Source organism: Pseudonocardia parietis, from assembly GCF_017876315.1.
Lineage (GTDB): Bacteria > Actinomycetota > Actinomycetes > Mycobacteriales > Pseudonocardiaceae > Pseudonocardia > Pseudonocardia parietis.
This window is the reverse complement of sequence record NZ_JAGINU010000001.1, coordinates 6,761,781-6,784,619: the sequence shown is the minus strand read 5'-3', so window position 1 is coordinate 6,784,619 and position 22,839 is coordinate 6,761,781. Positions and strand designations below refer to the sequence as shown.

Genomic DNA, 22,839 nt, shown 5'->3' with positions numbered 1-22,839 from the left:
CGGCGCGTCACTGTCGGGGGTCCGTGGTCGAATCGAGCCATGACCCGAGCAACCGCGGAGCAGGCGTCCCCGCGCCTGGTACGCGCGGACCCACCGCCCGTCCCCGCGCGGGTGTGGACGGGTGCGGCGGCCCGGGTGCTCGACCACGACCGGGGGCCGCTGCGAGTACTGGGCGGACCGGGTACCGGCAAGACGAGCCTGCTGCTCGACGCGGTCGTCCGCCGGGTCCGCGAGGGCGCCCCGCCCGGCTCGGTGCTGCTGCTGGTCGGCAGCCGCCGCGCCGCGGAGGAGCTGCGTGGGCGGCTCACCACACTGTTGACGGCGGGCGGTGGCGAGCTCGCCGGGGACTTCGGCGTTCGGACCACCCGGGAGCTGCTGGTCCGGACGGTGCACTCGTACGCGTTCGGGGTGCTGCGCCTGCACGCTGCCCGGCACGAGGACCCGCCGCCCCGGCTGCTGGCGTCCGCCGAGCAGGACGTGGTGGTTCGTGAGCTGCTCGCGGGGGAGATCGAGAGCTGGAACGGCAGTGTGCCCGGCTCGGGCTGGCCGGAGCGCCTCGATCCGGCGCTCGGCCTGCCCGGTTTCGCCGCGGAGCTGCGCGAGCTGCTGCTGCGCGCCGCCGAGCGGGGTCTCGGCCCGCAGGAGCTCGCACTGCTGGGCGAGCGTCACGGCCGCGACGAGTGGGTGGCCGCGGCCCGCTTCTTCCGTACCTATGAGCAGGTCACCCTGCTCCGCGGTGCCGCGGGCCGCGGCGCTCCGCAGGCCACCGCGCCCGCGCTGGACTCCGCCGAGCTCGTCGCCGCCGCGCTGGACGTGCTGGCCGCCGACCCCGGGCTGCGCGACCAGGAACGGCAGCGGGTCCGGCACCTGATGGTCGACGACGCGCAGGATCTCGACCCGCAGCAGATGGAGCTGGTCGCGACGCTCGCGGCGGACGCGGAGTCGACGCTGCTGGCGGGCGATCCCGACCAGGCGGTGCTGACCTTTCGCGGGGCGGATCCGCAGGGCCTGAACGCGATCGACGCGCCGACCGAACTGCTGACGGTCGACCACCGCCAGACCCCCGAGGTGCGGACGGCGGGACTGCGGCTGGCCGAGAAGCTCCCCGGCTCCGGGCGGACCCGGTCCCGCCGCGGGCCCGAGGCCGACACCGATGCCCCGCCCGGCCCGGTGGAGGCGGGGGCCGGTGAGGCCGTGCAGGTCCGGGTGTTCGGGTCCCCGTCCGCGGAGGCCGGGTGGATCGCCGATCGCCTGCGCCGTGCGCACCTGGTCGACGGGGTCCCGTGGGCGGAGATGGCGGTGCTGTCCCGTTCGGCCCGCCGTACCCTGCCCGCGCTGCGCCGCGCGCTGGCGGCGGCCGGGGTCCCGATCGCCGCCCCGCCGGACGAGGTGCCGTTGCCGCGTCAGCCCGCCGTCGTCCCGCTGCTGCTGGTGTTGCGGGCGGCGTCGCGACCGTCGTCGATCGATGCCGATCTCGCCACCTCGCTGCTCACCTCCCAGCTCGGTGGCGGCGACCCGATGCGGATGCGCCGGCTGCGCCGCGGCCTGCTGCGCATGCACGCCGCCGCGGGGAACGACGTCCGGACCTACCCCGACGACGAGGACCCCCGGCCCGGCGAGGGGGACCCGGCCGCCGCGAGCAGCGATCCGCTGCTGGTGGAGATGCTGCGCGAGGCCGTCGACGGCCGGCCCGACCCGCTCGCCATGCTGTCCCCGGCCGAGGCCGCCCCGATGCGCGACGTCGGCAGGCTCCTCGACACCGCCGCCCGCTCCATCGCGGCCGGCGACCCCGTGGAGGAGACGCTGTGGCGGGTGTGGCGGCGCACCGGCCTGGCCCGGCGATGGACCGAGGCGAGTGCCCGCGGCGGGCCCGGTGGCGCGGCCGCCGACCGGGATCTCGACGCCGTCCTGGCCCTGTTCGACGCGGCCGCTCGCTACACCGACCGGCTGCCCGGCGCTGATGTCGGCGGGTTCCTCGAGTACCTCGCCGACCAGCAGCTGCCCGGCGAGACGCTCGCCCCGCAGTCCCCGCGCGGCGGGGCGGTCGAGCTCCTGTCCGCGCACGGGGCGCGCGGTCGCGAGTGGACGGTCGTCGCCGTCCCCGGCGTGCAGGAGGGGGTCTGGCCGGACCTGCGGTTGCGCGGCAGCCTGCTCGGCCACGAGCAACTCGTCGATCTCGTCGCCGGCGTCGCGGAGCCCGGCTCCGCGGTGTCCCGCACGGCGCCGCTGCTCGCCGAGGAACGGCGGCTGTTCCACGTCGCCTGCACCCGGGCCCGATCGGCCCTGCTGGTCAGCGCGGTGCAGGGGGAGGACGAGCAGCCCTCGCGCTTCCTCGACGAGCTGGACCCGCGCCCGGCCGATGCCGCCGAGGCCCGCCCGGTGCACCGGCCGGAACGGTCGCTGGTGATGGCCGAGCTGGTGGGCGAGCTGCGCCGCGCCGTCACCGCACCGGACCGCGGCGACCCGGAGCGGGCGGCCCGGCGGCGGCGCGCGGCGACCCAGCTGGCCCGGCTCGCCGCCGACGGCGTCCCCGGCGCGCACCCCGACGACTGGTACGGCCTGGCCGAGCTCTCCGACCACGCCCCGCTGCGCGCCGACGGCGAGCTGGTGCCGATCTCCCCGTCCGACGTCGAGACGATCGCCGGCTGCCCGCTGCGCTGGGTGCTGTCGCGCCACGGCGGGGACGAGACCGGGGCGCTGTCGGCGGTCACCGGCTCGCTGGTGCACGCGCTCGTGCAGGCCCGCGCCGCCGGCGCGGACCCGGGCGAGCTGGAGGAAGCGCTGCGGTCGGCCTGGAAGCGGCTGGATGCGGGAGCGCCGTGGTTCGGCCGCCGGGAGCTGGCGCGGGTCCGGGAGATGCTGGCCGCGTTCGACGACTGGGTGCGTCGCAGCCGGGCGGAGGGGCTCGGGCTGGTCGCCGTCGAGCAGTCGATCCAGCTCGACCTCGGCGGTGACCCGGCACCGGAGGAACCCGGCGTCGAGGGCGATCCGCCGCCGGACGTCGAACCGCTGCTCCTCGACACCGACGGGGCCGGCGGCGACGCCGCGGGGGCCACCACCCGCCGGGTGCGGCTGCGCGGCCGGGTGGACCGGCTCGAGCACGATGACCAGGGGCGCCCGGTGGTCATCGACGTCAAGACGGGCAAGACGGCGACCTCGGCGCGGGCCACCGCCGAGCACCACCAGCTCGCCGTCTACCAGCTGGCGGCGTCGCTCGGGGCGTTCGACGAGCTGGTGGGTGCCGGCGTCGAACCGGGCGGGGCGCGGTTGCTGTTCCTGGCCGACCGGAAGGCGAGCGGGGAGGCGAAGGAGCCACGGCAGACACCGTTGCAGCCCGAGGAGATGGGGCACTGGCGGGACGTGCTGATGCGCTGCGCCGAGGACTCGGCCGGGGCGGTCTTCGTGGCGCGCGCCGGGCCGGACTGCGACCGCTGCCCGGTGCGGACCAGCTGCCCGGCCGTCGAGACGGGCCGGACCGTCGTGGACGGATGATTACCTGCGGAGGAACGCCGGGCGACCCGGCCGCGCCCGGAGTGACCGGTGGCGCGGCCGGGGCCGGCGCCGGTGTCAGCCGATGCCCAGCGCGCCGGCGAGGCGGGCCAGACCGTCCTCCGGGTCCCGCATCTGCGGCGTGATCAGCTGAGCGCAGACGTGGTCGGCGCCGGCGGCCAGGTGCTCGTTCAGCCGGGCCGCGACCTGCTCCGGCGTGCCGTGCGCGACGAGCGCGTCGATCAGCGCGTCGCTGCCGCCGTCGGCGATGTCGTCGTCGGTCCACCCGAGACGCTTGAGGTTGGTGGTGTAGTTCCGCAGTCCGAGGTAGGGCTTCTGCACGGCGGGCCTGCCGAGCGCGCGGGCGGCCTCCGGGTCGGTGTCGAGCACGACCTTGTGCTCCGGGGCCAGCAGCCGGTCCGGGCCGAGGCTGTCGCGGGCGATGCGGGTGTGCTCGGGCGGCGTGAGGTAGGGGTGCGCCCCGGCGGTCCGCTCCCGGGACAGCTCCAGCACCTTCGGCCCGAGCGCGGCGAGCGCGCGCCCGCCCAGCGGGATACCGGCGTCGTCGAGCCGGTCCAGGTACTCGACGATGGTCGCGTACGGGCGGGTGTAGTCGCTGGTCGCCTCGGGGTGGCCCACCCCGACGCCGAGCAGGAACCGGTTCGGGTGCCCGCCCGCGACCCGGTGGTAGGAGGCGGCGACCTCGTCCGCCGGGGTCGACCACATGTTGACGATGCCGGTGGCGACGACCAGCGACGACGTCGCGTCGAGCAGCGACTCGGCCAGCTTCAGATCCCCGGGAGGCGACCCGCCGATCCAGATCGCGCCGAAGCCGAGCGACTCGATGTGCTGCGCCAGCTCGGGGGTGAGACCGCTCGCGTGCCGCCAGACGCCGTATCGGCCGAGTGAGGAAGTCATGTAGTCGACTACCACCGGACGGGCGCGATCATTCCCGGTTCTACGATGGCATCCCCGATACGAGAGGCTGGGCGTCCAGTGATCGACCTCAAGGCGGCCCGACAGGACCCGGACCGGTTCCGCACGGCGCTGTCCCGTCGCGGCGCGTCCGCGGACTTCGACGCCCTGCTGGAGGTCGACGTCCGCTGGCGGGAGCTGACCGACCGCGTCGGCGGCCTGCGCGCCGCGCAGAAGCAGCGGCCCAAGGGCAAGCCGACGCCCGAGCAGGTGGAGCAGTTCAAGAAGGAGAAGGACGAGCTGCGCGCCGCGGAGGAGGACCTCGCCGCGGCCGACGCCGAGCGGACCGTTCTCCTCGCCGCGATCCCGAACCTGCCCGACCCGACCGCCGCCGACGGGATGGCCGAGGAGGACGCGGTCACCGTCCGGACCTGGGGCGAGCGGCCGTCGTTCGACTTCGAGCCGCGTGACCACCTGGACCTCGGCTCGCCGGCCGGGCGGGTGGACATGGCCCGCGGCGCCCGGTTGTCCGGGTCTCGGTTCGCCTACCGGTTCGGTGACGTCGCGATGCTCGAGATCGCGCTGTTCCGTTTCGTGATGGACAAGCTGGTCGGAGAGGGTTTCGTACCCGTGCTCGGCCCGGTGCTGGCCGGCGAGAAGGCGATGTACGGCACCGGCTTCCTGCCGACCGAGGAGTCGAACCTCTACCAGCTCGAGAAGGACGGCCTGTACCTGACTGGTACGTCCGAGGTCGCGCTGGCCGGCATCCACATGGACGAGATCCTCGGCGTCGAGGACCTGCCGGCCCGCTACGTCGCGTTCTCGACGAATTTCCGCCGCGAGGCCGGTGCCGCGGGCAAGGACACCAAGGGCATGTTCCGGGTGCACCAGTTCGACAAGGTCGAGATGTTCGTCTACTGCCTGCCCGAGCACTCCCAGGACGTCCACGAGCAGCTCCTCGCGTACGAGGAGTCGATCGTGCAGGACCTCGGCCTGCCCTACCGGGTGCAGAACATCGCCGTCGGCGACCTCGGCAACCCGGCCGCGAAGAAGTACGACATCGAGGCCTGGTTCCCCGTGCAGGAGCGCTACCGCGAGATCACCTCCTGCTCCAACACCACCGACTACCAGGCACGACGGCTGAACGTCCGGTTCCGCCGCGAGGCGAACGCGCCGACCGAGAACGTCCACACGCTCAACGGGACCGGCGCCACCGCCCGCGCCATGCTGGCGATCATGGAGAACTTCCAGGACGCGAACGGGACCGTCGCGGTGCCCGAGGTGCTGCAGCGGCACGGGGCGCCCGCGACCGTCGGGGCCCCGCCCGCCTGAGCGTCGCGCCGCGAGCGGGAACCCGCAGCGGCCGGGCGGGCACACCGTGACGGGGGCGACCCGGGGCGCAACCGGACTTGCGTCCGTGCGTCTCTGTAGTCGTGGACGGAACGGGGCGACCTGTATCCGGGCTCGGGCCCGGCGCGCGCCCCGTCGTGCCGAGGCCGCGGCGTGCGGCGCGGCTGTCCGAGCAGCTGGGACCGTCCGAGCAGCTGGGACCGCCCGAGCGACTGGGACCGTCCGAGCAGCCGGGACCGCCCGGGCGACCGGGACCGGTCGTGCGCCAGCCCGGCGCCTCGGGACGGCCGGTCACGGGGTGGCCCGGCGAGCAGGACCCCGGTCAGGCCCGTGCCGAGCTGCCTCGCCCGGCAGATTCGCCCCACTCGACTGAACCATTTCGCCCGCCTGAGCCTCGCCGCCCGGCTGGTTCGGCTCGCCCGGCCGAGCTGCGTCCCCCGGCTGGTCCGGCTCGCGCGGCCGACCTGCCTCGCCCGGCCGACCTGCCTCGCCCGGCTGGTTCGGCTCGCCCGGCCGACCTGCCTCGCCCGGTCGGCCCGTCCCGGCTGTCCGAGCTGCCCCGGCCGGCAGGCCCACCTCGCCCGTCCGAGCTGCGTCGCCCGGCGGTTCCGGCCGACCCCGCCGAGATGCGCCTCAGGGGGAATAGTGGATCTCTGGACACCCGTGAGGCGCATCTCGGCGGGGATCCGGCGCGCCCTGCTGCATCGCGCCGACCCGTCGCACCGGATCTCGCGCCGGACCGCGCCCCGGATCTCCCGCCGGACCGCGCCCCGGATCTCGCACCGGTCCTCACCCCAAACGTCGCTCCGACCCTTGCCCCGCACGTCGCCCCGGATCTCGCACCGAACGCCGCCCCGGACCTCGCGTCGCGCTCGCAGCGCCGTCGGGAGCACACCGGGCTCCGCCGTCGGGTCGCGCACGGCGCCGGTGTGATGGCGCTGGTGCTGGTCGCCGTCACCGGCCTGATCTGGACGGTCCTCGTCCCACCGGACGGCGAGGTCGGCGGCGTCACCGCGACGTCCGCGCTCGACAACCAGTTGCCGCCCCCACCGCCTCCGCCTCCGCCGCAGCAGTGGCGCCAGGTCGGCGGTGACGAGTTCGACGGCACCCGCGTCGACCGGTCGAGCTGGACGGTCTACAACTCGCCCGGCGGGTTCGGGAACGGTCTGCGCCGCCCGTCGGCGATCTCCATGGACGACGGCCTGCTCACGATCACCGCCCGCCCGCGGGCTGCGGGCGGCGGCGTGTCCGGTGGCATGGCCATGCACAGCGGGCAGCCCTACGGCCGCTGGGAGTTCCGGGCGCGCACCGACCCGGGCACCGGCTACAGCCCCGCGATCCTGCTCTGGCCGGACTCCGAGCGGTTCCCGGCCGACGGTGAGCTGGACATGATGGAGATCCCCTACGGCGACCGCGGCGCGGCGACGGCGTTCGTGCACTACGGCGCGGAGAACCACGTCCTGTCCACCGAGACGCCCGGCGACTTCACGCAGTGGCACACGTTCGCGATGGAGTGGCTGCCGGACCGGATCACCTGGTACGTCGACGGCGAGAAGAAGTGGGAGGTCACCGACCGGCGGGCCATCCCCACGACGCCGATGCACCTGTGCATCCAGCTCGACCAGGGCCCCGCGGTGAAGTGGATCCCCGCCCCGGACGCGACCACTCCGGACGAGGTGCGGCTGCAGGTCGACTGGGCGCGGGTGTACGAGCCGGTCTGAGTCCGTCCGGCCACGGGTCCACTGCGCTGCCGATGGTCACCGCGGTCCGGATCGGGCCGGTGGGCGCGCCCGGAAGCGTCGGCGGTGCCGGGTAGAACAGGGGCATGGACCCCACCCCGGTCGAGCTCGCCACGGCGCTCGGCCTGCACCCGCCGACCGAGGAGCAGGCCGCGGTGATCGCCGCCCCGGCCGGTCCGGCACTGGTCGTCGCGGGGGCCGGGGCGGGCAAGACGGAGACGATGGCCGCCCGCGTCGTCTGGCTGGTCGCGACCGGGCGGGTGCTGCCCGAGCAGGTCCTCGGCCTCACCTTCACCCGCAAGGCCGCCCAGCAGCTCGGCACCCGCGTCCGGTCCCGGTTGCGGCGCCTCGCCGGGGCCCGGCTCCTCGACGACCTCGATCCCACCGGAGCCCGCAAGGCCGCGCTGCTCGCCGGGGAACCGACCGTCTCCACCTACCACGCCTACGCCGGCCGCCTCGTCGGCGAGCACGCCCTTCGGCTGCCGGCGGAACCGGCGAACCGGCTGCTCAGCCCCACCGCCGCCTGGCAGCTCGCGCACCGGGTCGTCTCCACCTGGGCCGCGGACCTGGAGATCGACCGGGTCCCGGCGACGGTCACCGGATACCTGCTGGCGATCGCGGGGGAGCTGGGTGAGCACCTGGTCGAACCGGCCGACGTCGAGCGGCTCACCGCCCGGATGCTGCCGGTGCTCGAGCACGCCCCGCCCGGAAAACGGCAGCGGGCGGAGCCGTCCGCCGGGTACAAGGCGCGCATCGCCGGGCAGCGGATGCGCCTGGAGTTGCTGCCGCTGGTGGCGGAGTTCGCCCGCCGCAAGCAGGCCGAGCAGGCGATGGACTTCTCCGACCAGATGGCGCTCGCAGCCCGGATCGCCGAGGCCGATCCGGAGGTCGGGCGGATCGAGCGCGGCCAGTACCGCGCGGTCCTGCTCGACGAGTACCAGGACACCGGGCACGCCCAGCGGGTCCTGCTGCGCGCACTCTTCGGCGTGCCGCCGGGTCTCGCGCCGGACCCGGGACCGGAACCGGAGCACCGCTCGGTCACCGCCGTCGGCGATCCCTGCCAGTCGATCTACGGCTGGCGTGGGGCGAGCGCCGGGAACCTGGCCCGGTTCCGCACCGACTTCCCTGCCCACCGGGGTGACCCGGCACCGGTGCACGGCCTGCTCACCAGCTTCCGCAACCCGGCCGAGGTGCTCGCACTGGCGAACCGGGTGTCCGAGCCGCTGCGGACGGCGCCCGGCTCGGTCCGGGTCGGGGAGCTGCGCCCGCTCGACGGCGCGGGCCCCGGCGACGTCCGGGCCGCCCTGCTGGCCGACGTCGCCGCCGAGGTCGACTGGGTCGCCGACGGCGTCGCGTCCCGCTGGCACGCCGGTGTGGAGGACGGGGGAGACCCGCCGACCGCGGCCGTCCTGGTCCGTCGCCGCTCCGACATGGACGCGCTCGCCGCCGCCCTGCGCGACCGCAGGGTGCCGGTCGAGGTCGTGGGGCTCGGCGGGCTGTTGTCCACCCCCGAGGTCCGTGACCTGGTCTCCGCGCTGCGGGTCGTGACGGACCCGCTGGCCGGGCCCTCCGCCGTCCGGCTGCTGACCGGGCCACGCTGGCGGCTCGGCATCGCCGATCTCGCCGCGCTCTGGCAGCGGGCCCGGGAGCTGGTCCCGGCACGCCCGGCCCGGTCCGGACCGCTCTCGGCGTCCGATCTCGCACTCGGCGCATTGCCCGGTGAACAGGCAGAGCAGGCAGGCCTGGTCGACGCCCTCGACGACCCGGGGGCGCCGGACCGCTACTCGCCTGCCGGGTTCGACCGGATCCGGCGGATCGGCCGCGAGCTGTCCCAGCTGCGTGCCCGGGCCGCCGCGCCGCTGACCGACCTGGTCGCCGACGTCGAGCGGACGCTGCTGCTCGACGTCGAGACGACGTCGCGCCCCGGGCCGACCGGGCGGGCGCACCTGGACGCGTTCGCCGATGTCGTCGCCGACTTCGCGAGCGGCGCCGACGTGCCGTCGCTGCCGGCGCTGCTCGACTACCTCGACACCGCGGAGCAGGCCGAGGAGGGGCTCACCCCTGGCGAGGTCGAGGTCGCCCCGGACCGGGTGCAGATCCTCACCGTGCACGCCGCGAAGGGCCTCGAATGGGAGGTCGTCGCCGTGCCGCACCTGGTGGCGCAGGTCTTCCCGGGCCGCAAGATGTCCGGGAGCTGGCTCAAGGACCCCTCCGACCTGCCGGTCCCGCTGCGCGGCGACGCCGACGACCTGCCCGGACTCGACCTGCCACCGCCCGGCGCGGACCGCAAGCAGGTCGAGAACGCCCTCGACGACCACGACGACGCGCTCGACGAGCGCCGCCTCGCCGAGGAACGCCGGCTGTTCTACGTCGCGCTCACCCGCGCCGAGCGCACCCTGCTGGTGTCCGGGCACCGCTGGCCTGCGACGGGGGAGCGGCCGAAGGAACCGTCGGTGTTCCTCACCGAGCTGGCCGAGATCCTGAGCGGTCCCGGCGGCTCGGAGGTCGGCGAGCTGGAGGTGTGGGCGCCGCCGCCCGAGGCGGACACCGGCAACCCCGCGCTCGGGGTGGAGCGCACCGCCACGTGGCCACCGGACCCGTTCGGCGACCGCGCCGACGACGTCCGTGCCGGTGCCGACCTGGTCCGGGACGCGCTGCGGGCGCGGAAGCCGAAACGCACGCGTCCGGCCCGGCGCGCCGGCGCCGATCAGCTCGCGCTCGATCTCCCCGGCCCGGCACCGGAGCCGGCCGCACCGGAGCCGGCTGCGCCCGAGTCGACCGCGTCTGGGCCCACCGTGTCCGGATCGGCCGCGCCGGGATCGACCGCGTCCGGACCGGCCGCGCCGGGATCGACCGCGTCCGGTCCGACCGGGTCCGGGTCGACCGCCGAGCCCGGCATCGTCGACGGCGAGGGTGACCCGGAGGGCTGGGCCGCCGACGTCGACGTCCTGCTCGCCGAACGCGCCGCGGCCGCGGACCGCCCGACCGTCGCGCTGCCCGGACGGTTGTCGGTGAGCCGCCTGGTGGAGCTCGCCGACGACCCGGACGCGCTCGCCGTCCGGCTGCGGCGACCGGTGCCGATGCCGCCGAACCCGCACGCCCGCCGGGGCACCGCCTTCCACGCCTGGCTGGAGCAGCGGTTCGGCGCGGAGCGGCTGCTGGACATCGACGAGCTCCCCGGGGCCGCCGACGAGTCGATCACCTCGGAGTCCGACGCCGCCGAGCTGGCCGAGCTGCAGGCCGCGTTCGAGGCCTCGGAGTGGGCGGACCGCATGCCGGTCGACGTGGAGGTGTCGTTCGAGACCGTGCTCGCCGGGGTCGCGGTGCGCGGCCGGATGGACGCCGTGTTCACAGACCCGGACGGCGGCTGGACCGTCGTCGACTGGAAGACCGGCAGCCCGCCCGGGGCCGATCGGGAACACTCGGTGGGGGTGCAGCTGGCCGCCTACCGGCTGGCCTGGGCGGCATTGCAGGGCGTCTCGCCGGACCGGGTGCGGGCGGCCTTCCACTACGTCCGCGAGGGCGTGACGCTGCGCCCCGCCGACCTGCTCGACGCGGACGGGTTGCACGCGCTGGTCGCCGGCGTCCCGGCTGCCTGAACCAGGGCCCCGAAACGCCCGCGAGCCCGCGCCCCGGGATCTCCGGGATGCGGGCTCGCGGGGCCGTGCGCCTGCGCGGTGTGGGTCAGTGCGCTTCTGCCTTGGCGATGCCGGCACCGGTCAGCGACCGGACCTCCATCTCCGCGTACTTGCTGCCGTCGTGCCGCTTCTGGCCGACGTAGGTACCGATCACCCCGAGCAGGAACGACAGCGGGATCGACACCAGGCCCGGGTTCGACAGCGGGAACAGCATGAAGTCCGAGTTCGCGAAGATCGACGGGCTCGACGACTCCGGGCCCTTCCCCGACACCACCGGCGAGAAGATGATCAGGATCACGGTGGCGGCCAGGCCACCGTAGATCGAGAACAGCGCGCCCGTGGTGTTGAACCGCTTCCAGAACAGCGAGTAGAGGATCGTCGGCAGGTTGGCCGACGCCGCCACCGCGAACGCCAGCGCCACGAGGAACGCCACGTTCTGGTCCTTGGCGAGGATCCCGCCCACGATCGCGACCAGACCGATCACGATCGCGGTCCGCCGCGCGACCCGGACCTCGGTGGCCTCGGTGTCCTTGACGTCGCCCTTCTTGATCACGTTGATGTAGACGTCGTGCGCGAACGACGCCGACGCGGTGATCGTCAGACCGGCGACGACCGCGAGGATCGTCGCGAACGCGACCGCGGCGATGACGCCGAGCAGCACCGGCCCGCCGAGCTCGAACGCCAGCAGCGGCGCCGCCGAGTTGACCCGGCCGGGCGCGTTCTGGATCGTCTCCGGTCCCACCAGGGCGCCGGCCGCGTAGCCGATGACCAGGGTGAACAGGTAGAACAGGCCGATCAGCCAGATCGCCCACTCGACCGACTTCCGTGCTTCCTTGGCGGTCGGCACGGTGTAGAAGCGCATCAGCACGTGCGGCAGGCCCGCGGTGCCGAGCACCAGCGCGAGACCGAGCGAGATGAAGTCGATCTTGGACGTCGTGCTCACGCCGTACTGCAGGCCGGGGGAGAGCAGCGCCGCGCCGTCCTCCGGGTTGGCGGCGACGGCCGCGCCGAGCAGTGCGGAGAAGTTGAAGCCGAACAGCGCCAGCGCCCAGATCGTCATGACCAGGACACCGGTGATCAGCAGCACCGCCTTGATCATCTGGACCCAGGTGGTGCCGCGCATGCCGCCGATCAGCACGTAGGCGATCATCACGACACCCACGACGGCGATGACCGCGCCCTGCGCGAACGTGCCCGAGACTCCGAGCAGCAGCGACACCAGCGCGCCCGCACCGGCCATCTGGGCCAGCAGGTAGAAGAACGACACGGCCAGCGTCGAGGTGGCGGCCGCCGCGCGGACCGGGCGCTGCCGCATCCGGAACGCCAGCACGTCACCCATCGTGAACCGGCCGGTGTTGCGCAGCAGCTCCGCGACCAGCAGCAGCGCCACCAGCCAGGCGACGAGGAAGCCGATCGAGTAGAGGAACCCGTCATAGCCGTTGACCGCGATGGCGCCGGCGATGCCCAGGAACGACGCCGCGGACAGGTAGTCACCCGCGATCGCGAAGCCGTTCTGGGTGCCGGAGAACCCGCCACCGGCGGTGTAGAAGTCCGACGCCGTCTTCTTGGAGTGCCGGCTGTTGACGTAGAAGACGATCCCCAGCGTGCCGATCACGAAGACCAGGAAGATCGAGATGTTCAGGAACGGGCTGCTGCCCGCGGTGGCCTGGGCCAGGACGGTGGTGCTCACTTCGCCCCCTCGATCTCGTCACGGATCTTCGACGACAGCGGGTCGAGCTTGCGGTCCGCGAAGCGGACGTAGGCCACCGTGATCGCGAACGTGGACACGAACTGCAGAAGGCCCAGGATCAGGCCGATGTTGATGTTGCCGACCACCGGCGTCGCCATGAAGTCCGGGGCGAAGCTGGCGAGCAGCACGTACAGCAGGTACCAGGTGAGGAACCCGGCGGTGACCGGGAAGACGAATCCGCGGAGCCGCTTGCGCAGCTCCTGGAAGTCGGGGCCGGCCTGTACGGCCGCCCAGTCGGGAGCACCGGGCGGTTGCGCCCCGGCGTGCTCATCGGGCTTGGACGTACTCACGTATGCCTCCTTGCATAAATCCGCGCGCGGCCACGGACTGCGCAACAGGAGATGCCCTGGCGGCCGTGTACGGAACCCCACACGCGTGCCCTGTTCGTGCCGTGATGCGAACGGCGGACGATCGGACGATCGGCCGCGTCAGAACTCGACCAACGGTCTTGACAGAAGCTTGTCGGTTATGTAGGCGATCAGTCGCGATCGGCCAGATGGAGCCGCAGCATCGTAGCTTCTGCCCACGACGGAACGTGATCGCCCAGTGACACTGCGATCATCACCAGGAACGCGAGCGGTACCGACCACAGGGCCGGCTGGGTGAGCAGCATGCCCGCCGTCCCGCCCAGTGCGAGTGCGCCGCCCAGCGCCATCGACCCCACGGAGCAGGCCAGCCCGGTGACCATTCCGGCGTACGCGCCGCGCGCCGTCAAGCCCCGCCACCACAGTCCGAGCACCAGCAGCGGGCAGAACGTCGACGCCGCGACGGTGAACGCCGAGGTCACGGCGGCGCTGACGTCCACCCGGACCATCAGCAACGCCGCCGGGACGACGGCGGCCGACGCGGCCAGCGCGGTGAGCCGCAGCCGTCGCAGACCGCTGGGCATGAGGTCGTGCGCCAGCGCCCCGGACAGGGCCAGCAGCAGGCCCAGCGAGGTGGCCAGGAACGCCGCGAACGCTCCCGCGGTGAGCAGAGCGGTGAGCACGGACGCCGTCGAGCCGTCGGCGACCCGCCCGGGCAGGGTGACGACCGCGGTGTCGGTGCCCTGGGACAGGTGCAGCTCCGGGGTGAGCACCGTCCCGAGCAGCCCGTAGACGATCGTGAACAGGTAGAACGTGCCCAGCAGCGCGACGGTGATCGCGGCGGTCCGGCGGGCGCTGCGGCCGTCCGGACTGGTGTGGAAGCGCACGATGATGTGCGGCAGCCCCATCGTCCCGAGCGCCGTGGCCACCAGCACCGACCAGGTCGCCACCACCGGCGCGGCGTCACCGGTACCGAGCAGCGGCAGTGCCCACTGCTCACCGCCGGGCACGGGCAGTGACGCCCGGTCCCCGCCCAGCTCGGGCACCGCGGCGCCGTCCGGGAACAGCCACACCTGGTCGGCCCGCGCCTCGTGCGGGCCGGGTGCGAGCTCGACGGGGACCCCGTCCACGGCCACCAGGGTCGGTTCGGTGACGACGAGCTCGGTGTCCAGCCGGAAGTCGACCGGCGTCTCGCGGGTGAAGTGGGTGAACTCGGGCGGTGCGGCCATGTCGGCGCGCAGCGTGGGCCCGGCGAGCAGCAGCAGCCAGATGGCCGGGCCGGCGAAGAGCAACAGCTTCAGCGCGAACTGGAACGCCTGGACGTAGGTTGCGGCGCGCATCCCGCCCAGGGCCAGCGTGATGCCCACGGCGAGCCCGGACACCACCACGCCGACCCAGTAGTCCACCCCGGACACGAGGGTGAGCAGCTGGCCGGCCGCGACGATCTGCGGCACGAGGTACAGCACCGCGATCACCACCACGACCACCGCGCAGAATCGGCGCAGCGACCGCGAGCCCAGCCGGGCCTCGGCGAACCCGGGCACGGTGAGTGCCCCGCTGCGCCGCATCGGCGCCGCCACCAGCGCGAGCATCAGCAGGTAACCGGCGGTGAACCCCACCGGGTACCAGAGCGCCCCGGTGCCTTCCTTGATCACCAGTCCGGCGACGCCGAGGAACGACGCCGCCGACAGGTACTCGCCGGACACCGCGGCGGCGTTGAGCATCGGCGAGGTCCGCCGGGACGCCACCAGGAAGTCCGACGTGGTGCGCATCGCCGCGACGCCGCGGGCCCCGATCAGCACGGTGACCAGCAGCAGCACGACGACGGCGGCTCCGGTCACGGCGGGGGTGCCGGGGGCGTCCCCGGCCCGTCGTCGCCCGGCCGTTCGGCCCGCTCGGCCCGCTCGGCCCCGCGCAGGTGCCACCACGCCAGCAGGGCCAGCAGCGGGTAGGGCAGCCAGGCCACCACGATCCAGCCCAGCGGCAGCCCGCCCACCCGCCACCCGGCGAGTCCCGGCGCGGCGTGCAGCAGCACCGGGAGCCCGAACAGCAGCACCGCACCGCACGCCAGCGTGACCGCCACCCGGCGCAGCTGGGCGCGGCGGACCGTGCGCGCGTACTCCGCGCGTGCCGGGTCGAGCACCGTCTCCGGGACGGGGTGCGCGGGCGCCGGACGGGATCGCGCACCGGGTTCCGGCGGCGCGGTCACGGCGACCCGGCGCGGCCGGTTCACCGCAGGCCCCGCTCCCGGCCGCTGTCCAGGGCGTCCGACGACGCCGCGGCCATCAGCTGCTCCCTCAGCTCACGGGCGTGCCGGCGGCTGACCGGGGCGTCGCCGGCGTCGGTGTGCGCGAGCAGTCCGCCACCGGCGTCACTGCGCAGCTCCAGCACCGCGGGGAGATGCAGCAGGAAGCTGCGGTGCACCCGGAGGAACCGGTGCGAGTCCCAGTGCTCCTCCAGCCGGGACAGCGGAATCCGCACCAGGTGCGATCCGGACGGGGTGTGCAGCCGGACGTAGTCGCCGTGCGCCTCGACGAACCGGACGTCCTCGCGGCGGACGTAGCGCGTCCGGCCGGCGAGCTCGACCGGCAGCACCGCGAGCTCGTCGACCCGCGGGGCGGCCGGGGCGCTGTCCTCCTCGTGCTGCGCGGGGGACGGCGAGCTCGCGGTCCGCCCGGCGCGGGCCCGGTGCACCCGGGCCAGTGCCTCGGCGAGCCGGTCCGCACCGACCGGTTTGAGCAGGTAGTCGACCGCACCGAGGCCGTAGGCGGCGACGGCGTGCTCCTCGAACGCCGTCACGAAGACGATCTCCGGTGGGGCAGCCATGGCCGCGAGCACGCCACCCAGCTCCAGGCCGTCCATCCCGGGCATCGTGATGTCGAGGAACACCGCGTCGAACCGGCCGGCCGGGATCGCCCGCAGCGCCTCGACCGCGTCACCGGCCCGTGCGACCTCGCCGACGTCCGAGGCGTCGGTCAGCAGCGCGCAGATCTCGTCGAGGGCGGGGGCGACGTCGTCGACGGCCAGTACCCGCAGCAGGTCGGCGGCGCCCCGGGGGTTCGCTGTACTCATCGGACGACCACCCCTGGCTGGAACCGCGGGATGCGCAGCACGATCCGGGTCCCGGCACCCGGCGCGGTCTCGATGACCAGGCCGTACTCCGCGCCGTACACCGCGCGCAGCCGCCGGTCGACGTTCACCAGCGCGAGCCCGGCCCCCTCGGCGGTGCCGGCGAGCACCGCGCGGGCGTGCTCGGGGTTCATGCCCGGCCCGTCGTCCTCGACGGCGATCACGCAGACGTCGCCCTCCGCCTCACCACTGACCTGCACCAGCCCTCCGTCCGGTGTCTTCTCGACGCCGTGCTGCACGGCGTTCTCCACCAACGGCTGCAGCGCCAGCACCGGCACCGGTACCGGCAGCACCTCGGGTGCCACCCGCACCTGTACCCGCAGCCGGTCGCCGAGCACCGCGCGGGCCAGCGTCAGGTAGGCCTCCACCGACCGGAACTCGCCGGCGAGCGGGGTGTAGTCGCCGCGGGCCGCCAGGGAGTGCCGGATGAACTCGGCGAACGTCTCGAGCAGGTCCCGGGCCCGGGCCGGGTCGGAGCGCACGAACGAGGCGATCGTGGTGAGCGCGTTGTAGACGAAGTGCGGCGAGATCTGGGCGCGCAGCTCGCGCAGCCGGGCGGCCTCGGCCTCGGCCTCACCCTCCTCCAACCGGGCCCGCTCCAGCGCGTCGCCGGTGAACCCGGCGATCCGGCGGGCGGCCGCGTGCGGCACGCCACCGCCGAGCACCAGTACCGGGGCGTCGGGACCGGGATCGGTGCCCAGCGGCAGCGCGAGCAGGTCGTCCTCGGAGAGCCGCCGCCCGTGGGCCCGCCTGCCGAGCGCGACGCCGTCCTCGCGGCCGGGGCCCCACCACGTCTCCGGACGGCCGGGCAGCAGCAGCCCCGCCGCGTCGGCGCCACACAGCCCGGCGAGCCGCCGCAGCGCCTCGACCGCGACGGGGGAGCCGGCCGGTGCGCGCAGCCCGGCGGCGACGGCGACGCCGGCGTCGAGCACCTCGGTCGCGTCGGCGGACGAGCCGCCGGACGACCGGAAGCGGCCGGTGAAGCGGGGGCGCAGCGATGTGCGCGCACCACGATCGGAGTCACCCTCGGCCCGCACCCGATCAGAATAGGGCCCGGGGCCCGCTCCGGCGGGGCGTGGCCGCCGGTGGGTGGCTAACCTGCGGCATGTGATCGGCTCCTCCCGCCTCGCCGCGCTCGACCCGCAGGCCGAGAACGCGCTGCGGATGCCGGACACCCGGTCGAGCCCGGTCCGCTCCCTGCTGACCCGGCTCACGGTCGCGCTGTTCGCGCTCGGTGCGACGACGATGATCGTCTACTTCGGGCGCGACGGTTACCAGGACAACAACGGCGCGGGCGCGATCTCGTTGATGGACGCGCTGTACTACGCCACGGTGTCGCTGTCGACGACCGGCTACGGCGACATCGTCCCGGTGAGCGAGATGGCGCGGGCCGTCAACATCGCCGTGATCACCCCGTTGCGGGTGCTGTTCCTGATCGTCCTCGTCGGTACGACCGTCGAGCTGCTCACCGAACGCTCCCGGCAGTCGTTCCGGATCCAGCGCTGGAGGTCGCGCGTGCGCGAGCACACCGTCGTCGTCGGTTACGGCACCAAGGGCCGGGCCGCGGTGGAGACACTGCTGGGTGACGGCGTCGAGCCCGAGAAGATCGTCGTGGTGGACACCGACCGGGCCCGGCTCGACGTCGCGTCCGGGCTGGGGCTGGTGACCGTGTCCGGCAACGCGACCCGCTCGGCGGTGCTACGGATCGCCGGCGTGCAGCTGGCGACCACGCTGGTCGTCGCGCTGGACCGGGACGACACCGCGGTGATGGTCACCCTGACCGCCCGCGAGCTGTCCCGGTCGATCTCGATCGTCGCCGCGGTGCGCGAGGCGGAGAACGTGCACCTGCTCCGCCAGTCCGGTGCCAGCTCGGTGATCGTCTCGGATGAGACGGCGGGGCGGCTGCTGGGCGTCGCGACCCGGTCCCCGGCCGTCGTCGAGGTGGTGGAGGACCTGCTCACCCCGGATGCCGGCTTCGCCATCTCGCAGCGCCAGGTCGAGCCGGCCGAGGTCGGCGGCTCCCCGCGACACCTGCCCGACATCGTGCTCGGGGTGGTCCGGGACGACCGGCTCCACCGGGTCGACGCGGCCGCGGTGGACGCCCTCGAACGCGGTGACCAGCTGCTCTACGTGCGCAAGGCGACCCCGCCGGACGACGAGTAGGCACCCCGGGGGCTCGGTTCCGGCGCCGGGCACCCGGCATAGGCTCTGCAACCGTGCGCCTGGCCACCTGGAACGTGAACTCGGCGAAGTCCCGACTGCCCCGCCTGCTGCCCTGGCTGGACGAGCGGTCGCCGGACGTCGTCTGCCTGCAGGAGACCAAGCTCTCCGACGACGACTTCGCCGCGACCTTCGACGACGCGCTGGCCGAGCGCGGCTACGCGGTCGCGCACCACGGCCAGGGCCGCTGGAACGGCGTCGCCCTGCTCTCGCGGGTGGGGCTCGACGACGTCGAGCGCGGGCTGCCCGGCGAGCCCGTCTTCACCGACGGCGGGTCGTCGGAGCCCGACGCCCGAGCCGTCACCGCGACGTGCGGCGGACTGCGGGTGACCTCGGTGTACGTGCCGAACGGCCGGGAGCCCACCGACCCGCACTACGCGTTCAAGCTGCGCTGGCTGGCGGCGCTGCGGGACATGGTCGCCGCCGGCGACCCGGCGACGGCGGTGGTGGCCGGGGACATGAACATCGCGCCGACCGACGACGACGTCTGGAACCGGCCGGCGTTCGACGGCTCCACCCACGTCACCCCGGCCGAGCGCGCCGCCCTCACCGAGCTCTGCGGCACCGGGTTGCGCGACGTGCTGCGCGAGCGCTGGCCGGACGAGCGGGTCTTCACCTACTGGGACTACCGCGCCGGGCGGTTCCACCAGGACCAGGGTCTGCGGATCGATCTCGTGCTCGCCGGGGACGCCGCGGCGGACCGGCGCGCGGCGGTCTGGGTGGACCGCAAGGCGCGGAAGGGGAAGCTGCCGAGCGACCACGCGCCGGTGGTGCTCGACCTCGACGAGGCCCCCGACGGGGACGCCGGACCGGTCGTCCCGCCGCCGTCGTCGCCGGCGCCCGTGGTCCGAAAGAAGTAGCCGCTCACCGCCCGGTACCCCCCGAGACGTGTGGTTCCTGTTGCGCAGCGCATGTTCACCCTGATAGCCCAACGCAGGTGCACCGCAACCCCCGGGGGATCACCATGAACAGCAATCGCATCGGCCGCACGGTCGGCGCCTCCGCCGCCGCGTTCGCGCTCGTCGGGCTGACCGCCTGTGGTGGCGAGACGCCGCAGGTCCCGAACATGCCCACCGAGCTGCCGCAGATTCCGGGTGTCGGCGACCCGCGCCAGGCGTTCGGCGACGCGCACCAGAAGGCACTCGGTCTCGCCGCGCTCGGCGGAGTCGGTATGGAGCAGGGCGTCGGGCAGCAGGTCAAGGACCTCGCGCCGCAGGTTCAGAGCGAGGGACAGCAGATCGACGAGAAGCTGCGCGGGCTCGCCTCGTCGGCCGGCATCACGCTGCCCGACCAGGTCTCGCCGGAGGTCCAGGCCCAGGTCGACGACCTCAAGGCCCGTACCGGTGACCAGTTCGACCCGGCCTGGCTGCAGGCCGCCCAGGAGCAGGTCGGTCAGCTGAACGAGCAGGCGCAGACCCTGCTGAACGTGCCCGGCCTCCCTCCGGAGCAGCTGGAACAGGCCCGCGCCCAGCTGACCAGCCTGGGTGAGCTGAAGACCCAGCTCGACGAGGCGGCCGCCGCGGCCGGTGCGGGCACCCCGGGTGCCGACGGCTCCGGCGACGCCGCGGGCGGCTCGGGCGATGCCGCGGGTGGCTCCGGCGATGCCGCGGGCGGGGAGAACGGCGCCGGTGGCGGCGAGGCCGGTGCCGGCGGTGGCGAGGCCGGTGCCGGTGGCGGCAGCGGCTCGGGTGAGGGCGGCCAGGCGGCCGGTCCCGAGGCGGGCGCCGGTGGCTCCGGTGGTTCCGGTGCGAACGGCTCCGGCCAGGAGGGCACCGGCGGTTCCGGCTCCGGCTCGGCCGAGGGCTCCGGTCAGGGCGGCGCCCCCGCCGTCGACGCCGGTACCGGCGGCCAGGCCGCGTCGCCGGCCGACGCCGTGCTGCCGGTCGCGCTGGGCGGTGCCGGGCTGGCCCTGCTCGCCGGTGGTCTGATCCGGCTGCGCCGCTCGCGCGCGTGAGGAACCGGCGCCGGCACCAGCAGGACGGCATCCGGGGAGCGGCGGCTCTGCTGCTCTCCGGGGCCGTGCTGCTGGGCACCGGCGCCGGGATCGCCATGGGCGACGGTCCGCAGATCACCGCCGAGGATCTGGGGACCGTCCCCGCCGCATCCTCCGGCCCGGGCTCCGCGCAGCCGGTGCCCGCCGCCGAGGTGCTGCCGGTGCTGGTGCCGCCGGACCCGGCGTCCCCGCTCTCCGCCGCCGGACCCGGGCGGGAGCGGTCCCGCCAACCGGCCGCGGCCCCGCAGGAGCCGGCCGGCCCGGCGGCCGTGCCGTGGGGTGAACCGGCTCTGCCGGCGCCCGTCCCCGCGGAGGAACGGGCCCGACCGCTGTCCGGCCCCGCCGCGCCTGCGCCGCGCCCGGCCGGTCCGGCCCCGATCGCGCCGAAGGAGCCGTGGACGGTCTCACCGATCCACCGCCCACCGGCCGACCCCGTTCCCGCCGCAGCCTCGCAGCCGGTCGTCCCGGCGACCCTGGAGCTCCCGGCCCGCGGGATCACCGCCCCCGTCGAGTCGGTCGGTACCGGCCCCGACGGCGGCATGGTCATCCCCGAGCAGGTCCGCAACGTCGGCTGGTGGTCGCCGGGGGTGCTCCCGGGCGGTGCGGCGGGCAGCGCCGTGATCGCCGGGCACGTCGACTCGCGCACCCACGGCGTGGGTGTCCTCGCCGTGCTCCCGGAGCTGACCGTGGGGGAACCGGTCGCCGTCCGCGGCGCCGACGGCCGTGCCGCGACGTACCGGGTCACCGCCCGGCGCGAGTACGGCAAGTACGACCTGCCGAGCGAGGTGTTCCGCCGGGACGGCCCCCCGCAGCTCGTCCTGATCACCTGCGGCGGGGTGTTCGACCCGGCCACCGGCAGCTACGAGTCGAACATCGTCGTCTACGCGGTGCCCGAGCCGGCCTGACCTCGCGAGGGGCACGCCAGCGCTGTTCGATCACGCGAGGTCGACGCCCATGTGCCCCTCGTCGACTCCCGGTCCGTGAGTGGGCGTCGGCGACCGGCGCTTACCCTGACCTGCGTGAGCAGCAGCACCGTCACCGGTCCCGACCAGAACGCCACCGAGGCCCCGGAGTTCGCCGCGGTCCGCGAGGCCGCGCAGCGCGCCCGCGCCGCCGCCCCGGCCGTCCGTGCCGCGGCCCCGGGCGCGGTCGACGAGGCACTGCGCGTCGCCGCCGCGCTGATCCGTGACCGGGCCCCGGAGCTGCTCGAGGTCAACGCCGCCGACGTCGAGGCGGCGCAGCGACGCGGCATGGCTGCCGGCCTGCTCGACCGGCTCCGGCTGACCGAGGAGCGGCTCACCGATATCGCCACCCAGCTCGAGGTGCTCGCGGCGACCCCCGAGCCGCCCACCGAGTGGCCGGTCCGCACCCTCGACACGGGGGAGCGGGTGTTCGAGCGCCGCATCCCGGTCGGCGTCATCGGTGCGGTGTTCGAGGCCCGCCCGAACGTGACCGTCGACGTCGCCTCGCAGGTACTCAAGGCCCGCAGCGCCGCCGTGCTGCGGACCGGATCGGCGGCGCTGGGCAGCGCGACGGCGCTGGTCGAGCGGGTGCTGCGGCCGGCTCTGGCCGCGGCGGGCCTGCCGGAGGGCGCCGTGCAGCTCGTCCCGCTGCCCGGGCACGGCGGCGCCGAGGCACTCGTCGGCCTGCCGGACCTGGTGCCGCTGGTCGTCGTCCGTGGCTCCGGCGAGGTCACCCGCAAGCTGTCGGTGCTGGGCGCGACCGCGGGCACCCGGGTGCTCGCGCACGCCGACGGCGGCGGCGTGCTGTACCTCGATTCGAGCGCCACCGAGGCCGAGGTGACCCGGCTGGTCACCGACTCCACCGACCGGCTCGGTGTCTGCAACCGGCTGAACCTGCTGCTGATCGACCGGCCGGTCTACGACACGCTGCTCCCGGTCGCGAAGGCCGCGCTGGACGCCCGCGAGGTCGAGCTCTCCCTGCCGCCGCACAGCCACCGGCTCGGCCACGAGTGGGCGCTGGACTCCGGCGCCGAGGCGCACGTGACCGTCGCCGCGGTCGACGGCCCGGACGACGCCGCCGACACCGCCGCTCGCGAGACCTCCGGGCTGGCGGCGACGATCTGCGCCTCGGACGAGGCGGTCGCCCGGCGCTTCATCGACCGCTACACCGGTACCGGGGTGTTCTGGAACGCGACGTCGCGGCTGCTGGACGGCTACAAGCTGCTCGGCCTGCCCGAGACCGGGATCAACGTCGACCAGACCCCCGGCCCGCGTGGCCCGGTCACCTACCACGACCTCGGCCTGCGCCAGTTCGTGGTGCTGCCACCCGCCTGATCACCCACGTCGTC

Annotated in this window: 16 protein-coding genes; 9 read left to right on the top strand and 7 right to left on the bottom strand. The window is 74.8% G+C overall.

Annotated features, from left to right (window positions below; translation table 11 throughout):
- Positions 1-39: 39 nt before the first annotated feature.
- Entirely contained in the window at positions 40-3,492 is a 3,453-nt protein-coding gene (locus JOF36_RS31985; protein ID WP_210034264.1) for an ATP-dependent helicase, read from the top strand.
- Between the two features lie 75 nt (positions 3,493-3,567).
- Here JOF36_RS31985 and JOF36_RS31980 read toward each other — a convergent pair whose 3' ends face one another.
- Positions 3,568-4,407 carry an LLM class F420-dependent oxidoreductase gene (locus JOF36_RS31980; protein WP_210034262.1) on the bottom strand — a complete coding sequence of 280 codons (840 nt, stop codon included), beginning with the start codon at positions 4,405-4,407 and terminating at the stop codon, positions 3,568-3,570.
- Between the two features lie 78 nt (positions 4,408-4,485).
- Here JOF36_RS31980 and serS point away from each other — a divergent pair, with 78 nt between their 5' ends.
- The 3 genes from serS to JOF36_RS31965 all read left to right on the top strand — a co-directional run bounded on the left by serS (position 4,486) and on the right by JOF36_RS31965 (position 11,092).
- On the top strand, positions 4,486-5,736 hold the full coding sequence (serS, locus tag JOF36_RS31975; RefSeq protein ID WP_210034259.1) for a serine--tRNA ligase: 1,251 nt from the start codon (positions 4,486-4,488) through the stop codon (positions 5,734-5,736).
- Positions 5,737-6,686: 950 nt separating this feature from the next.
- On the top strand, positions 6,687-7,475 hold the full coding sequence (locus JOF36_RS31970; protein ID WP_210034258.1) for a glycoside hydrolase family 16 protein: 789 nt from the start codon (positions 6,687-6,689) through the stop codon (positions 7,473-7,475).
- A gap of 104 nt (positions 7,476-7,579) precedes the next feature.
- Complete coding sequence (locus JOF36_RS31965; protein WP_210034257.1) at positions 7,580-11,092, top strand: ATP-dependent helicase; 3,513 nt, start codon at positions 7,580-7,582, stop codon at positions 11,090-11,092.
- A gap of 85 nt (positions 11,093-11,177) precedes the next feature.
- On the opposite strand, the gene JOF36_RS31960 is transcribed toward JOF36_RS31965, so the two are convergent.
- The 6 genes from JOF36_RS31960 to JOF36_RS31935 form a co-directional block, all read right to left on the bottom strand.
- On the bottom strand, positions 11,178-12,821 hold the full coding sequence (locus tag JOF36_RS31960) for a monocarboxylic acid transporter (RefSeq protein ID WP_307862692.1): 1,644 nt from the start codon (positions 12,819-12,821) through the stop codon (positions 11,178-11,180).
- Positions 12,818-13,171 (bottom strand): DUF485 domain-containing protein, encoded by a 354-nt coding sequence (locus tag JOF36_RS31955; protein ID WP_210034256.1) that lies wholly within the window; start codon positions 13,169-13,171, stop codon positions 12,818-12,820. Before JOF36_RS31955 ends, JOF36_RS31960 begins: the two co-directional genes overlap by 4 nt.
- Before the next feature lie 188 nt (positions 13,172-13,359).
- Positions 13,360-15,027: a sodium/solute symporter gene (locus tag JOF36_RS31950; RefSeq protein WP_210034255.1), complete on the bottom strand. Its 1,668-nt coding sequence runs from the start codon at positions 15,025-15,027 to the stop codon at positions 13,360-13,362.
- On the bottom strand, positions 15,024-15,419 hold the full coding sequence (locus JOF36_RS31945; protein ID WP_210034254.1) for a hypothetical protein: 396 nt from the start codon (positions 15,417-15,419) through the stop codon (positions 15,024-15,026). Before JOF36_RS31945 ends, JOF36_RS31950 begins: the two co-directional genes overlap by 4 nt.
- A complete protein-coding gene (locus JOF36_RS31940; protein ID WP_210034253.1) occupies positions 15,416-16,258 on the bottom strand; it encodes a LytR/AlgR family response regulator transcription factor in 843 nt (280 codons plus the stop codon). The genes JOF36_RS31945 and JOF36_RS31940 overlap by 4 nt, the downstream gene beginning before the upstream one ends.
- Positions 16,255-17,352 carry a sensor histidine kinase gene (locus tag JOF36_RS31935; protein ID WP_307862691.1) on the bottom strand — a complete coding sequence of 366 codons (1,098 nt, stop codon included), beginning with the start codon at positions 17,350-17,352 and terminating at the stop codon, positions 16,255-16,257. Before JOF36_RS31935 ends, JOF36_RS31940 begins: the two co-directional genes overlap by 4 nt.
- Positions 17,353-17,479: 127 nt before the next feature.
- On the opposite strand from JOF36_RS31935, the gene JOF36_RS31930 reads away from it, so the two are divergent.
- The 5 genes from JOF36_RS31930 to JOF36_RS31910 all read left to right on the top strand — a co-directional run bounded on the left by JOF36_RS31930 (position 17,480) and on the right by JOF36_RS31910 (position 22,825).
- Complete coding sequence (locus tag JOF36_RS31930; RefSeq protein WP_245352958.1) at positions 17,480-18,478, top strand: potassium channel family protein; 999 nt, start codon at positions 17,480-17,482, stop codon at positions 18,476-18,478.
- Between the two features lie 53 nt (positions 18,479-18,531).
- Entirely contained in the window at positions 18,532-19,395 is an 864-nt protein-coding gene (locus JOF36_RS31925) for an exodeoxyribonuclease III (protein WP_210034251.1), read from the top strand.
- 104 nt (positions 19,396-19,499) lie between these two features.
- Positions 19,500-20,489 (top strand): DUF4142 domain-containing protein, encoded by a 990-nt coding sequence (locus JOF36_RS31920; RefSeq protein WP_210034249.1) that lies wholly within the window; start codon positions 19,500-19,502, stop codon positions 20,487-20,489.
- Positions 20,486-21,433: a class F sortase gene (locus tag JOF36_RS31915; protein ID WP_210034248.1), complete on the top strand. Its 948-nt coding sequence runs from the start codon at positions 20,486-20,488 to the stop codon at positions 21,431-21,433. Before JOF36_RS31920 ends, JOF36_RS31915 begins: the two co-directional genes overlap by 4 nt.
- A gap of 114 nt (positions 21,434-21,547) precedes the next feature.
- Positions 21,548-22,825: an aldehyde dehydrogenase family protein gene (locus JOF36_RS31910; RefSeq protein WP_210034246.1), complete on the top strand. Its 1,278-nt coding sequence runs from the start codon at positions 21,548-21,550 to the stop codon at positions 22,823-22,825.
- Positions 22,826-22,839 lie beyond the last annotated feature (14 nt).